Annotated in this window: 15 protein-coding genes; 5 read left to right on the top strand and 10 right to left on the bottom strand. The window is 66.2% G+C overall.

Features of this window, described 5'->3' with window-relative positions:
- The first annotated feature begins 156 nt into the window (after positions 1–156).
- The 3 genes from ACSHSS_RS02145 (at position 157) to ACSHSS_RS02135 (ending at position 2,435) form a co-directional block, all read left to right on the top strand.
- The gene (locus ACSHSS_RS02145) at positions 157–1,368 is read left to right on the top strand and encodes a ribonucleotide-diphosphate reductase subunit beta (RefSeq protein WP_006400403.1); all 1,212 of its coding nucleotides are present in this window, start codon (positions 157–159) and stop codon (positions 1,366–1,368) included.
- An 82-nt stretch (positions 1,369–1,450) separates the two neighbouring features.
- Positions 1,451–1,777 carry a hypothetical protein gene (locus tag ACSHSS_RS02140; protein ID WP_080560161.1) on the top strand — a complete coding sequence of 109 codons (327 nt, stop codon included), beginning with the start codon at positions 1,451–1,453 and terminating at the stop codon, positions 1,775–1,777.
- A gap of 28 nt (positions 1,778–1,805) precedes the next feature.
- Positions 1,806–2,435, top strand: coding sequence for a histone H1-like DNA-binding protein (locus tag ACSHSS_RS02135; protein WP_445544516.1), 630 nt, complete (start codon positions 1,806–1,808; stop codon positions 2,433–2,435).
- A 214-nt stretch (positions 2,436–2,649) separates the two neighbouring features.
- On the opposite strand, the gene ACSHSS_RS02130 is transcribed toward ACSHSS_RS02135, so the two are convergent.
- The 10 genes from ACSHSS_RS02130 to ACSHSS_RS02085 all read right to left on the bottom strand — a co-directional run bounded on the left by ACSHSS_RS02130 (position 2,650) and on the right by ACSHSS_RS02085 (position 10,966).
- Entirely contained in the window at positions 2,650–3,123 is a 474-nt protein-coding gene (locus ACSHSS_RS02130) for an outer membrane lipoprotein (RefSeq protein WP_006400401.1), read from the bottom strand.
- Positions 3,124–3,142: 19 nt separating this feature from the next.
- Positions 3,143–4,081, bottom strand: a complete 939-nt coding sequence (locus tag ACSHSS_RS02125) for a carbohydrate kinase family protein (RefSeq protein WP_006400400.1) — start codon at positions 4,079–4,081, stop codon at positions 3,143–3,145.
- 67 nt (positions 4,082–4,148) lie between these two features.
- A complete protein-coding gene (tpx, locus tag ACSHSS_RS02120; RefSeq protein WP_006413921.1) occupies positions 4,149–4,652 on the bottom strand; it encodes a thiol peroxidase in 504 nt (167 codons plus the stop codon).
- A 73-nt stretch (positions 4,653–4,725) separates the two neighbouring features.
- Positions 4,726–6,168, bottom strand: a complete 1,443-nt coding sequence (locus ACSHSS_RS02115; protein ID WP_445544515.1) for a DUF3426 domain-containing protein — start codon at positions 6,166–6,168, stop codon at positions 4,726–4,728.
- Positions 6,169–6,213: 45 nt separating this feature from the next.
- Positions 6,214–7,116 carry a 50S ribosomal protein L11 methyltransferase gene (gene prmA, locus ACSHSS_RS02110; RefSeq protein ID WP_445544514.1) on the bottom strand — a complete coding sequence of 301 codons (903 nt, stop codon included), beginning with the start codon at positions 7,114–7,116 and terminating at the stop codon, positions 6,214–6,216.
- 2 nt (positions 7,117–7,118) lie between these two features.
- Positions 7,119–8,486 (bottom strand): acetyl-CoA carboxylase biotin carboxylase subunit, encoded by a 1,368-nt coding sequence (gene accC, locus ACSHSS_RS02105; protein WP_006400396.1) that lies wholly within the window; start codon positions 8,484–8,486, stop codon positions 7,119–7,121.
- Positions 8,487–8,570: 84 nt separating this feature from the next.
- Complete coding sequence (gene accB / locus ACSHSS_RS02100; protein ID WP_006400395.1) at positions 8,571–9,053, bottom strand: acetyl-CoA carboxylase biotin carboxyl carrier protein; 483 nt, start codon at positions 9,051–9,053, stop codon at positions 8,571–8,573.
- 65 nt (positions 9,054–9,118) lie between these two features.
- The gene (gene aroQ, locus ACSHSS_RS02095; RefSeq protein ID WP_006400394.1) at positions 9,119–9,571 is read right to left on the bottom strand and encodes a type II 3-dehydroquinate dehydratase; all 453 of its coding nucleotides are present in this window, start codon (positions 9,569–9,571) and stop codon (positions 9,119–9,121) included.
- 194 nt (positions 9,572–9,765) lie between these two features.
- Positions 9,766–10,314 (bottom strand): TlpA family protein disulfide reductase, encoded by a 549-nt coding sequence (locus ACSHSS_RS02090; RefSeq protein WP_048805288.1) that lies wholly within the window; start codon positions 10,312–10,314, stop codon positions 9,766–9,768.
- 7 nt (positions 10,315–10,321) lie between these two features.
- The gene (locus tag ACSHSS_RS02085) at positions 10,322–10,966 is read right to left on the bottom strand and encodes a hypothetical protein (protein WP_006400391.1); all 645 of its coding nucleotides are present in this window, start codon (positions 10,964–10,966) and stop codon (positions 10,322–10,324) included.
- Between the two features lie 228 nt (positions 10,967–11,194).
- On the opposite strand from ACSHSS_RS02085, the gene mpl reads away from it, so the two are divergent.
- Together mpl and ACSHSS_RS02075 are read left to right on the top strand one after the other, a co-directional pair.
- Positions 11,195–12,580 (top strand): UDP-N-acetylmuramate:L-alanyl-gamma-D-glutamyl-meso-diaminopimelate ligase, encoded by a 1,386-nt coding sequence (gene mpl, locus ACSHSS_RS02080; RefSeq protein WP_445544513.1) that lies wholly within the window; start codon positions 11,195–11,197, stop codon positions 12,578–12,580.
- Positions 12,577–13,146 carry a YqiA/YcfP family alpha/beta fold hydrolase gene (locus ACSHSS_RS02075; RefSeq protein WP_006412030.1) on the top strand — a complete coding sequence of 190 codons (570 nt, stop codon included), beginning with the start codon at positions 12,577–12,579 and terminating at the stop codon, positions 13,144–13,146. Before mpl ends, ACSHSS_RS02075 begins: the two co-directional genes overlap by 4 nt.
- Positions 13,147–13,174: the final 28 nt, after the last annotated feature.

Genomic DNA, 13,174 nt, shown 5'->3' with positions numbered 1-13,174 from the left:
GCGACACAGGTCGCGCACTGCATGACCGACGATGCGTTGCTCAAAGTGTTGTATCGAGGTCGCAACGCGAATCGAAAAAAGGATTTTTCGTGAGCGAACCCTTTTATCGCTCAGGAAAAGATGGTACAAACCGTTCTAAATTGATGGTGAGAATTTATGCTCAACTGGGATGACGAGATGACCGCCGTAACTCCCGCGAGCGGAGCGCAGCAAAACGCGATGCGCACCTCCGCGGGGATGGCTGTCGGAATGCAGGCTGCGTCGCCTGCCGCCCATCAGGTCCGTGACATTTTCGAAGGCGATCTTGCGGTGCCGCCGCAAGCATCGGCTGTTCCCGCCGGCGGTTCCGAAGCGCGGGTCAATGTCGCCGACAAGCGCATCATCAACGGCCAGACTGACGTCAATCAGCTGGTGCCGTTCAAGTACAAGTGGGCGTGGGAGAAGTATCTGGCCGGTTGCGCGAACCACTGGATGCCGCAGGAAATCAACATGTCCCGCGACATCGCGCTGTGGAAGGATCCGAACGGGCTGACCGAAGACGAGCGCCGCATCGTCAAGCGCAACCTCGGCTTCTTCGTCACGGCCGACTCGCTCGCCGCGAACAACATCGTGCTCGGCACGTACCGCCACATCACCGCACCGGAGTGCCGCCAGTTCCTGCTGCGCCAGGCATTCGAAGAGGCGATCCACACGCACGCGTATCAATACATCGTCGAGTCGCTCGGGCTCGACGAAGGCGAGATCTTCAACGCGTACCACGAAGTCCCGTCGATCCGCGCGAAAGACGAATTCCTGATCCCGTTCATCCATACGCTGACGGACCCGGCCTTCAAGACCGGCACGCTCGAAGCGGATCAGAAGCTGCTGAAGTCGCTGATCGTGTTCGCCTGCATCATGGAAGGCCTGTTCTTCTATGTCGGGTTCACGCAGATCCTCGCGCTCGGCCGCCAGAACAAGATGACGGGTGCTGCGGAGCAATATCAGTACATCCTGCGCGACGAGTCGATGCACTGCAATTTCGGCATCGACCTGATCAACCAGATCAAGCTCGAAAACCCGCACCTGTGGACGGCCGAGTTCCGTGCGGAGATCCGCGAGCTGTTCAAGCAGGCTGTCGAACTCGAATACCGCTACGCCGAGGACACGATGCCGCGCGGCGTGCTGGGCCTGAACGCGTCGATGTTCAAGAGCTATCTGCGCTTCATCTGCAACCGTCGTTGCCAGCAGATCGGCCTCGATCCGCTGTTCCCGAACGAGGAAAACCCGTTCCCGTGGATGAGCGAGATGATCGACCTGAAGAAGGAACGCAACTTCTTCGAGACGCGTGTGATCGAGTATCAGACGGGAGGCGCGCTGTCCTGGGAGTAACCCGCAGCAGCGAACCCGTCACATGATGGAGCAGCCGGCGGCCTCTCGGCGCCGGCCCAAGGTTTAGGAGCAAGAACGCCTGATGCAAAGCATGCCCGGTGCCTTAAAGGCCCAACGACACGACAGGCACTTTGCGAACCCTTCAGTGGGATGGGCAAACTTCCCTCCGGAAAAAGCGGACGGCCGTGTGGCCGTTCGCTTGATCAAGCGATTAGGGGCAGCGGCGCAACGTGCGCCGGCTGCCGACTTGATTTGGCGCGCGAAGCCGGGTGGCCTCGCGCGCCATACCGTATTCATTAGCGTAAGCGTGCGGTATCCGCGTACGCCGATGAATAGCCCGCTTCGAAGCGCACGTGCTGAACAGCGTCCGCGGGAAGCGGGTTTTGACGAAGGGTGTAGTTTGAACTGACTCTCATCTGAACCTGAAGGAGAACAACATGGCTACTGCCAAGAAGAAACCGGCTGCCAAGAAGGCTGCTGCGAAGAAGACCGTTGCGAAGAAGGCTGCAGCACCGGCGAAGAAGGCCGCTGCAGTGAAGAAGGTTGCAGCCAAGAAGGTCGCGGTGAAGAAGGTTGCCGCGAAGAAGGCGGCGCCGGCGAAGAAGGCCGCCGCCAAGAAGGTTGCAGCGAAGAAGGCAGCACCGGCGAAGAAGGCCGCTGCGAAGAAGGTCGCAACGAAGAAGGTTGCAGCCAAGAAGGTCGCGACGAAGAAGGTCGCCGCGAAGAAGGCGGCACCGGCGAAGAAGGCCGCAGCGAAGAAGGTTGCAGCCAAGAAGGTCGCGACGAAGAAGGTAGCGGCGAAGAAGGTAGCGGCGAAGAAGGCCGCACCGGCGAAGAAGGCTGCTGCGAAGAAGGCGGCACCGGCGAAGAAGGCTGCAGCGAAGAAGGCTGCGCCCGCCAAGAAGGCCGCGCCGGCGAAGAAGGCTGCTGCGCCGAAGAAGGCTGTGGTGAAGAAGGCCGCACCGGCAACGACGGCATCGACGGCATCGGTCGCACCGGCATCGGGCGTGAAGACGGCGCTCAACCCGGCAGCGGCATGGCCGTTCCCGACCGGCAGCCGTCCGTAATCGCGGTTGACGAGCACCACCCGGACACCTCTGTCGTGTCCGTGGGTTGAGTAGCGCTACTCAATCGGTCCCGCCATCTGGTTCAGGTGGCGGGATTTTTTTCGTCCGCGTTTTCATCCGTGTGCGGCGGCCGCCGCGTACGGACGAAAAAAAACGCATGTGCAGCCTCGCACATGCGTTCGACCGCGGCTCGCGCCGCGCGCTGAGGTACTCGTTAGTGCGTGACGCGCGTGACGCCGCCGCTCGACAGCAGACGCACGCGTTCGCCGGCACGGAACACTTCGCCGGTCGCGGCCTGCGTGATCGAGCGCAGATCGCCGTTGTCGAGGCGCACCGTGATTTCGACGCCGTTCGCGGTGCTCATGTTTTCGCCGATCGCATTGCCCGCGACCGCGCCCGCGAGACCGCCTGCGATGGCCGTCAGGATCGACCCCCGGCCGCCGCCGATCGCGCTGCCGGCCACGGCGCCGAGCGCGCCGCCGCCGAGCGTGCCGATCGCGCTGCCGCCGCCGTCGGACTGGATGCGCACCGCGCGAACACTTTCGACGGTGCCCATGCGGACCGTCTGTTCGCGCTGCGCCTGGCCGACGCTATAGACGTCCGCCGAGCCGGGCGGCGTGAAGCAGCCGGCGAGCGTCACCGTGGCGGTGACCATGGCCGCGAGCGTGAGGGTTTTTTTCGTCAGCATCTTTGCTCTCCAACAATATTCATTTGAGACTGTAACCGAACGCAGCCTCGAAGCGCGCGTCGATTTCGGCGCGCGTCAATGCGTAAGTCTGGGGCCCCTGGTAGGCGATCTTCAGCGAGCCCATCAGGCTTGCGAGGCGGCCCGTGGTTGCCCAGTCGAGGCCGTTTTCGATCCCGTAGAGAAGCCCGCCCCGGAAGGCATCGCCGCAGCCGGTCGGATCGACGACGCGCTCGGCGCGCACGACGGGAATCTGTTCTTCGCCGTTTTTGTGAAGAATGGTAGAGCCGTGCTCGCCGCGCGTGATGATCAACGCCTGAACCCGGCTGGCGATTTCCTGTTCGGACCAGCCCGTCTTGTCGCTGACGAGCTTGCCCTCGTAGTCGTTGACTGCGACGAACGTCGCGAGTTCAATGATGCGGCGCAGCGTCGCGCCGTCGAACAGCGGCAGGCCCTGGCCCGGATCGAAGATGAACGGGATCCCGGCCTTCGCGAACTGTTCGGCGTGCTGAACCATCCCGTCGAAGCCGTCCGGCGCGACGATGCCGAGCTTCACGCCCGGCACTTCGTCCGCGCGGTTCAGGTGCGACAGCATCATCGCGCCCGGGTGGAAAGCCGTGATCTGGTTGTTGTCGAGATCGGTCGTGATCATCGCCTGCGCCGTATGCGCATCGGGCACCACGCGCACGTTCGCCTTCGACAGGCCAAGGCTGTCGAGCCGCTCGAGATAGCGATCGGCATCGTTCGCGCCGACCGTCGCCATGATGCGCGCGTCGCCGCCGAGCATGTGCAGCGCGTAGGCGATATTGCCCGCGCAGCCGCCGAATTCGCGTCGCATCGTCGGCACGAGGAAGCTCACGTTCAGCAGGTGAACCTGGTCGGGCAGGATGTGCTCGCGAAACCGGCCCTCGAAAGTCATGATGTTGTCGTAGGCGAGCGAGCCGCAAATCAGCGTAGTCAAGGCGTGCGTTCCTGTAGAGAGCAAAGGGAGGCGGCCGCCCGGCCGGCGCGGGCCGGGCGGCGGCGGATTACTTCAGTGCGGCGAGCGCTGCGTCGTAGTTCGGCTCGTCCTTGATCTCGCTGACGAGTTGCGCGTGGATCACCTTGTCCTGCGCGTCGAGCACGACGACCGCGCGCGCCGTCAGGCCGTTCAGCGGGCCGCTCGTCACGTCGACGCCGTATGCGTTCGCGAACGCGCGGCCGGTGCGAAACGTCGACGCCGTCACGACGTTCTCGAGGCCTTCGGTCGTGCAGAAGCGCGTGGCCGCGAACGGCAGGTCGGCCGACACGACGATCACGACGGTGTTGTCCAGCGACGACGCGGCTTCGTTGAACTTGCGGGTCGACGTCGCGCAGGTCGGCGTGTCGAGGCTCGGCACGATGTTCAGCACCTTGCGCTTGCCGGCGAAGCTGGCGAGCGTCAGATCGGCGAGGTCCTTGCCGACCAGCTTGAAGTCGGGGGCCTGCGAACCGACGGTCGGGAACGTGCCGGCGAGATCGATCGGGTTGCCACCCAGCGTAACTTTGCTCATGTTCGTGCTCCGAAATAGCGCGCCGCTCGGGCGCGCGGGTTGAGACGGGCGCGCATGCGCGCGCCGCGGTGCGTCACGGATAGAAGATCTGGACGCGGAAATTCGATGCGGGTGCGCCGTTCGTGTCGAGGCGGACGATCATCGTCTGCGTCGTGCCGGGCGGCAGCCCGGCGTCGATGGGCGTACCGGGGCGCACGTACTCGCGCGGCGCGAGCACGCGGCGCACGGTGACGTGATTGCTGTCGTCGAGCAGCGTCAGCTCGAGCGACGGATAGGCGAGCGCGACACGGTAGCGGTTCGTCAGCGGCGCCTTCAGTTCGAGCACGCGCGGGCCGTCGAGCTGGCGCAGATCGGTCGCATCGAGCCGCAGGCCGTCGATCGCGCGCGGCGGCGCGACCGTGCAGCCGAGCGGCGCGCACAGCTGGCGGAACCAGCCTTGTGTTGCCGGCCAATGGATCATCAACGGTTCGCGTTGCCACCACGCGAGCTGCGCGACGAGCAGCACCGCGAGCGCGGCCGCGACGAGCCCGCCGACGAAGCCGCCGAGCACCCCGCGACGCTGCGGCTCGCGCGCTTCGCGCGTGACCGCGAACGGCGGACGATCGTCGTCGGACGGCACCGCGGCGAACGGTTCGTCGGCCGGTGCGCGCGTATCGGCGGCAGCGAAGGCCGCTGTCGCCGGTGCTGAGGCGGCTGCGAAACGCGGCTCGCGCGGCGTGTCGATATCGTCCGGCACTGCGAAGTGCGGCGGGCGGGCCGGTTCGTCGGCGTCGTTGCCGGCGTCGGTCGGCACGGGTGCGATGAAGCGCGGTTCGCGCGCGTCGGTGTCGGCAGAGGGTGCGAAGGGCGGCACCGGCGCGGTGGCGTCGGCGGATGCGGTGAGCGGCGGCAGCGTTGTGTCGGTTTCGGTCGATGCAACGGATGCTGCGGTTGGTGGCAACGCAGCGTCCGTTTCGTGCGGCGAAGTAGAGGAAGCCGAGAGCGCGCCGTCTGCATCGCCGGCATGCGACGCAGCTTCGGCTTCACCTGTGCGCGGCGTCCGCTCGGGCGTGCCTGTCAGACGGACGACGCCTGCTTCGATCGACGGCAGCGCGACCGGCACCAGCGGTTCGATCCGGACCGTTTTCCCGTTGTGCTGCAATGCCGGATCGATGCTGCCGTCGAGCCACGGCGCCCACATGTCCCAGCCTTCGGGCTTGTAGTCGACGCTCGGCGGCACGTCGCGCGGCGTAGCGGCGAACAGCCGCGGCGGTGCGTCTGCATGCGCGGCATTGCCGGTATCGTCGATATCGTGGAGGCTCGCCGGCGGCGCAGCGTCGCCCGGCTTCGGCTCTACCGGCGTCGGCTCGGAGGCGGGCGATGCGGGCGGCTGCGCGTGCTCGGGCACGAGCGATTGCGCGGCGTTGAAGACCTGCCGGCAGTGTCCGCAACGCACGAGCCCTTGATGCAGCGACAGCTGTTCCGGCTGCAGCCGGAAGACGGTTTCGCAATGAGGGCAGCGCGTCGCAAGAAACATGTCGAGCCGGGCGGCCTGCTGGCCAGAGTGAAGGACAGCGCTATTCTAATGGCTTTCCCGCCGCGTTCCGGCGAGGCAGACCCAACCTTCGTGTTCGCGCCAGACCGAGATGTCGACGTAACGCGCATACACGGCCGCGACTTCGTCGGCCTGACGCGCGAGCACGCCCGACAGCGCGATGCGCCCGCCCGGTTTCACTTTCGAGGCGAGCATCGACGCCATCAGCTTCAGCGGATTCGACAGGATGTTCGCGACGACGATGTCGAACTCGCCGGCCGGGCACGCGCCCGGCAGCCCGTACGTGACTTCCGCGCGGTTGCGTTCGCTGTTCTGACGCGCCGATTCGACGGCCTGCGGATCGATGTCGATGCCGACGACGGGGTTCGCCCCGCATTTCTTCGCGAGGATCGCGAGGATGCCCGAGCCGCAGCCGTAGTCGAGCACCGATTGGCCCGGCTGCACCGACTGCTCGAGCCATTCCATGCACAGGCGCGTGGTCGGGTGACTGCCCGTGCCGAACGCGAGGCCAGGATCGAGCTCGAGCACGAGCGCATCGGGATCGGGGGCGTCGTGCCACGACGGCACGACCCAGATCCGTTCGCCGATCGGGATCGGCTCGAACTGCGACTGCGTGAGTCGCACCCAGTCCTGTTCCTCGACTTCGCGCACGTCGAACTTCGGCGTGGCGTCGAGGCCGATCTCGTTCGCGGCGGCCGCGAGCAGCACGGCCGGCTCGTGGTCGGGCGACAGCAGCGCGATCACGCGCGAGTGCTGCCACGCGGTGCGCTCCGGCACGAGGCCCGGCTCGCCGAAGAGCGGCTGTTCGTCGGGTGTGTCGGCATCGGCGTCTTCGACCGATACCGACAGCGCACCGAGTTCGAGCAGCGCGTCGGACAGCGCCTCCGCGTGCTCGCGGGCCAGTTCGACGACGAGTTCGCGATAGCTCATGCTTACGCTTCTTCCGGTGCGACGGCCTGCTTCTGCGCGAGCCGGTTTTCGAGGTAGTGGATGCTCGTGCCGCCTTCGACGAACTTCGAGTCGATCATCAGTTCGCGATGCAGCGGGATGTTCGTCTGGATGCCTTCGACGACCATCTCCGACAGCGCGATGCGCATCCGGCGGATCGCCTGCTCGCGCGTCGCGCCGTAGGTGATCAGCTTGCCGATCATCGAATCGTAGTTCGGCGGCACGAAATAGCCATTGTAGGCGTGCGAATCGACGCGCACGCCGGGGCCGCCCGGCGTATGCCACGACGTGATCCGGCCCGGCGACGGCGTGAACTTGAACGGATCTTCGGCGTTGATCCGGCATTCGATCGCGTGGCCGCGGAACTGGATGTCGCGCTGGCGCAGCGTGAGCTTCTCGCCGGCCGCGATGCGGATCTGCTCCTGCACGATGTCGACGCCGGTGATCATTTCCGAGACCGGGTGCTCGACCTGCACGCGCGTGTTCATTTCGATGAAGTAGAACTCGCCGTTTTCGTACAGGAATTCGAACGTGCCGGCGCCGAGGTAGCCCATCTTCTTGCACGCGTCGGCGCAGCGATCGCCGATGCGATCGATCAGGCGGCGCGGAATGCCGGGCGCCGGCGCTTCCTCGATCACCTTCTGGTGGCGGCGCTGCATCGAGCAGTCGCGCTCGCCGAGCCAGATCGCGTTCTTGTGCGCGTCCGACAGCACCTGGATCTCGATGTGGCGCGGGTTCTCGAGGAACTTCTCCATGTAGACCTGCGGGTTGCCGAACGCACGGCCGGCTTCCTCGCGGGTCATGTTCACCGCGTTGACGAGCGCGGCTTCGGTGTGCACGACGCGCATCCCGCGACCGCCGCCGCCGCCTGCGGCCTTGATGATCACCGGATAGCCGATCGCGCGCGCAATCTTCACGATCTCCTTCGGATCTTCCGGCAACGCGCCTTCCGAGCCCGGCACGCACGGCACGCCGGTCTTGATCATCGTCTGCTTCGCGGTGACCTTGTCGCCCATCAGGCGGATCGTTTCGGGACGCGGGCCGATGAACGTGAAGCCCGACTGTTCGACGCGCTCGGCGAAGTCGGCGTTCTCGGACAGGAAGCCGTAGCCAGGGTGGATCGCTTCGGCGTCAGTGACTTCCGCGGCGCTGATCAGCGCCGGCATGTTCAGATAGCTCAGGTTCGACGGGGCCGGGCCGATACAGACGGCCTCGTCCGCGAGGCGCACGTACTTGGCTTCCTTGTCGGCTTCCGAGTAGACGACCACCGTCTTGACGCCCAGCTCGCGGCACGCGCGCTGAATGCGCAGCGCGATTTCACCGCGGTTGGCAATGAGGATTTTTTCAAACATAGCGAGTATTCGTCTCTTCGAGGGGCGCGCGAACGGCGCCTGGAGAGCATCGGCGGCGCGCGGCCGGATGGCCGCGCGGCGGGCTTAGCCGATCACGAAAAGCGGCTGGCCGTATTCGACGGCCTGGCCGTTCTCGACGAGGATTTCCTTGATCACGCCGGCCTTGTCCGACTCGATCTCGTTGAGCAGCTTCATCGCTTCGATGATGCAGAGCGTCTGACCTTCCTTGACCGAGTCGCCGACCTGCACGAACGGGTCCGCGCCCGGCGACGGTGCGCGATAGAACGTGCCGACCATCGGCGAGGTCACGACGTGACCCTGCGGAGCGGCCGGTGCCGGTGCAGCTGCCGCGGCGGCTGCGGGCGCGGCGGCCGACGCTTCGGCCGACGTCGGCGCGGCCGATGCGGCGACGCTGACCTGCGGGGCAAATCCGCCCGTCGGCTGGACGTAAACCGGCGGCGCGTTCTTGACGATACGCACCTTGCCTTCGCCTTCGGTCACTTCGAGCTCGGAGATGCCCGATTCGGAGACGAGGTCGATCAGAGTTTTCAGCTTACGAAGATCCATCGGGAATTCCCCTTTCAATACGTGAAAGCGCCGGTTGAGCCCGGCGCTGAATCCAGATCGCGGAATCAGCCGCGCGACGCGCCTTGCAGCTTGTCGAGCGCGTACTCGAGCGCGTACAGATAGCCTTTCCAGCCCAGGCCGCAGATCACGCCTTCGGCCTGGTCGGAAAAGTAGGAGTGGTGCCTGAACGCTTCGCGGCGATGCACGTTCGACAGATGTACCTCGACGAACGGAATGCCGACGCCGGCGAGCGCGTCCCGGATCGCGACGCTCGTGTGCGTATACGCGGCCGGGTTGATCAGGATGAAGTCGGTCTGTTCCTCCCGCGCGGCCTGGATGCGGTCGACGAGCGCGCCTTCGTGGTTGCTCTGGAACGACGACAGCTCGGCTCCCGCTTCCTGCGCACGCGCGGCCAGCGCCTGATCGATCTGCGCCAGCGTGACGCGGCCGTACACCTCCGGTTCCCGGGTGCCGAGAAGGTTCAGGTTAGGGCCGTGCAGCACCAGCAATCGTGTCATGGTCGCTTCTAATTCTGCGGAATTGCGCGCACTTTAGCGCTATTTAGAGAAATTTGTCTAGTTTTGCCGAACGGCCGCGCGCGCCGGCCCTGTAATAATTACCGGCATGAATGCAAAGTGTCGGCGAATTCGCACGAAACTGCCGCGATCGATGCGCGAACCGCAGTCAACTTGCACATCGCGATTCGGACGCGTCACAACGCGTCGAGCGTCTTTTTCAGTTCCGCGGGTTGGATTTGTCCCAATTTTGTCTCGCGGATCTTGCCCGTGGCGTCGATAACGACCGTAAAGGGAAGTGCGCCGGCCGTATTCCCGAAATTACGGGCCAGATCGGCGCCCGCATAGCCGCTGACGAACACCGGGTAGTCGACTTTCACCTTCTGCAGGAAGTTCTTCACGTTCTGCTCGGAATCGACGCCGATCCCGACGAAACGGATGCCCTTCTGCCCATATTGATGCGACAGCGCGACGAGTTCGGGCATCTCCTCGACGCACGGGCCGCACCACGAGGCCCAGAAATTCACGACGACCTTCTGTCCCTTGAAGGCCGCAAGCGTCGCCGGCTTGCCGTCGACGCCCGTGAGCGGCGCGGCCCACAGCTGCTCGACGGGATTGCCCTGCGCGGCGGCGGCGACGGCGACGCCGTCGTCGGTGCTGCCGTGGAACCAGCGGCCGGCGGCGATCCCGCCGGCGACGGCGGCGGCCGCGACCACCGCGAGCGCCAGCATGCGTTTCATCATCATCGTTCAATCATTCCGGTTCGGAAGGCGCGGCGCCTGCGCCGACGAGCGCGCGCAGCGCGGCGGCGTCCGCGCGCGCGACCCGGCCGCGCGCGTCGGCCTTGACCGCGCCGCGCAGGTCGTCGCTCGCGTAGAGCGCGACGTGGATGCCGATCGCGTCCATGTCGCGCCGCGGGCGCCACAGAAAGCTCAGCGTCTCGACGTCGCCGCGGCCCGCGAAATGCCGCGTCTCGGATACGTCGTACTGCACGTTCTGATTCAGCAGGTAGATCGCGACGTCCTTCGGGTTGTCGGTGAAGGTCTGCAAATGAATGTCCGAATGCGCGTTCGCGGTGCCGTTCAGCACCGCGCCCGTCACGTACGGATTGAATTCGGCGAGCCGGCGCATCCAGTCGAGCGCGATTTCGCGCAGGCGGCGCAGCTCGTCCGGCTGCGTATCGCTCTGGAACAGCGCCAGGTATTCGCGCAGTTCTTCCTCGATCAGGTCGTTATCGGGCAGCCATTCGCCGGCAACGCGCGTGTCGCCGAGCAGCTGGCGCGCGGCCTTGCGCTTGGCGCCGGCGTAGTCGAGACCGTCCTCCGCGATCAGACGCGCGGCGGACTGGGCGATTTCCTCGCGGACGCGCCGCGGATCGACAAGGGGTTTGCGAGACATGATCCGGCAATCATACTCGATCGCCGCGGCGCCCGACCGCGGTGCGGCCGCACGCCGCCCGGCGCGCGCCGCGGTGTGCGCCGGCGCCCGGTGCGCACGGGGCGTCAGTTACAATGACGCTCTTTGCGTCGCCTCGGCACGCGCGCGGCCGGCCACGCGGCCCGTGCGACGCGACGCAGATCATCCTTTCCGAATCGACGGCGCCCGGCGGCGCGAAAGCATTCATCTATGCACATCCACATTCTCGGCATCTGCGGCACCTTCATGGGCGGTCTCGCCGTACTCGCGCGCGCGGCGGGCCATACGGTGACGGGTTGCGACGCGGGCGTCTATCCGCCGATGAGCACGCAGCTCGAGGCGCAGGGCATCACGCTGATCGAGGGCTACGGCGCCGACCAGATCGACCTGAAGCCGGATCTCTTCGTGATCGGCAACGTCGTCACGCGCGGCAATCCCGTGATGGAAGCGATCCTCGACCGCGGGCTGCCGTACGTGTCGGGCCCGCAATGGCTCGGCGAGCACGTGCTCGCCGGCAAATGGGTGCTCGCCGTCGCGGGCACGCACGGCAAGACCACGACCTCGTCGATGCTCGCGTGGCTGCTCGAGGACGCCGGGCTCAACCCCGGTTTCCTGATCGGCGGCGTGCCGCTGAACTTCGGCGTGTCGGCGCGGCTCACCGATTCGAGCTTCTTCGTGATCGAGGCCGACGAATACGACACCGCGTTCTTCGACAAGCGCTCGAAGTTCGTCCACTACCGGCCGCGCACCGCGGTGCTGAACAATCTCGAATTCGATCACGCCGACATTTTCCCCGATCTCGCCGCGATCGAGACACAATTCCATCACCTTGTGCGCACGGTACCGGGCGTCGGCCGGATCGTCACGAACGGCCGCTCGGATGCGCTCGAGCGCGTACTCGCGCGCGGCTGCTGGAGCGAAGTCGAGCGCTTCGGCGTCGACGGCGGCTGGCAGGCGCTGCCGGCCGAGGACGGCGTGCCGGTCGACGAGCGCTTCGCGGTCTATTCGCATGCCGAGCGTGTCGGCGAAGTCGCATGGCAGGTACAGGGCGAGCACAACCGCATGAACGCGCTCGCCGCGATCGCGGCCGCGCGCCACGTCGGCGTGCCGCCCGCGCAGGCCGCCGCGTCGCTCGCGTCGTTCCGCAACGTGAAGCGCCGCATGGAAGTGCGCGGCAGCGTCGACGGCGTGACCGTCTACGACGATTTCGCACACCATCCGACCGCGATCGAAACCACGATCGCCGGCCTTCGCGCCCGCATCGGCCGTCAAAACAGCCGCATTCTCGCGGTGCTCGAGCCGCGCTCGAACACGATGAAGCTCGGCGTGATGAAGGCGCAGTTGCCGGCCAGCCTCGCCGATGCCGATCTCGTGTTCGGCTACGGCGCGCCGAGCGGCCGCGACGCGCTCGGCTGGAATCTCGGCGACGCACTTTCGCCGCTCGGCGACAAGGCGCGCGCGTTCGACGATCTCCATCTGCTCGTGAAGGCCGTCGCGGAAGCGGCGCGCCCTGGCGACCACGTGCTCGTGATGAGCAACGGCGGCTTCGGCGGCGTGCATCAGAAGCTGCTCGACGCGCTCGGGAGCCGCGCGTGATCCTCTATCTGCACGGCTTCCGGTCGTCGCCCGCGTCGCAGAAGTCGCGGCTGCTCGCCGCGCGGATGGCCGAGCTCGGGCGGCTGGACGAATGGCGGTGCCCGTCGCTGTCGGTGTCGCCGCTCGAGGCGGTCGCGCTCGCCGAAGCCGAAGCGGCCGGCGCGCGCGACGTGACCGTGATCGGCAGCTCGCTCGGCGGCTATTACGCGACGTGGCTCGCCGAAAAGCACGGCTGGAAAGCCGTGCTGCTGAACCCGGCGATCGTGCCGCAGCGCGATCTCGAACAGTATCTCGGCGAACAGCCGCTGTATCACGGCGGTGGCACGATCGTCGTCGAACGCCGCCATCTGCAGGAGCTCGACGCGTTGCGCGTGCCGGCGATCACGCGTCCCGAGCGCTACTATCTGTTCGCGGCGACGGGCGACGAAGTGCTCGACTACCGCGAGATGCTCGCCCACTACCGCGGCGCGAAAACGCGCGTGATCGAGGGCAGCGATCACGGCATCAGCGAATTTGCCGACTATGTCGACGACGTTCTCGCGTTTTGCGACGAAAAGGCGACATGAACCGGCCGTGAGCCGGTCGAATTCCCCA

This window comes from Burkholderia sp. BC1 (assembly GCF_052683555.1).
This window is presented reverse-complemented; position numbering and strand designations above follow the sequence as displayed.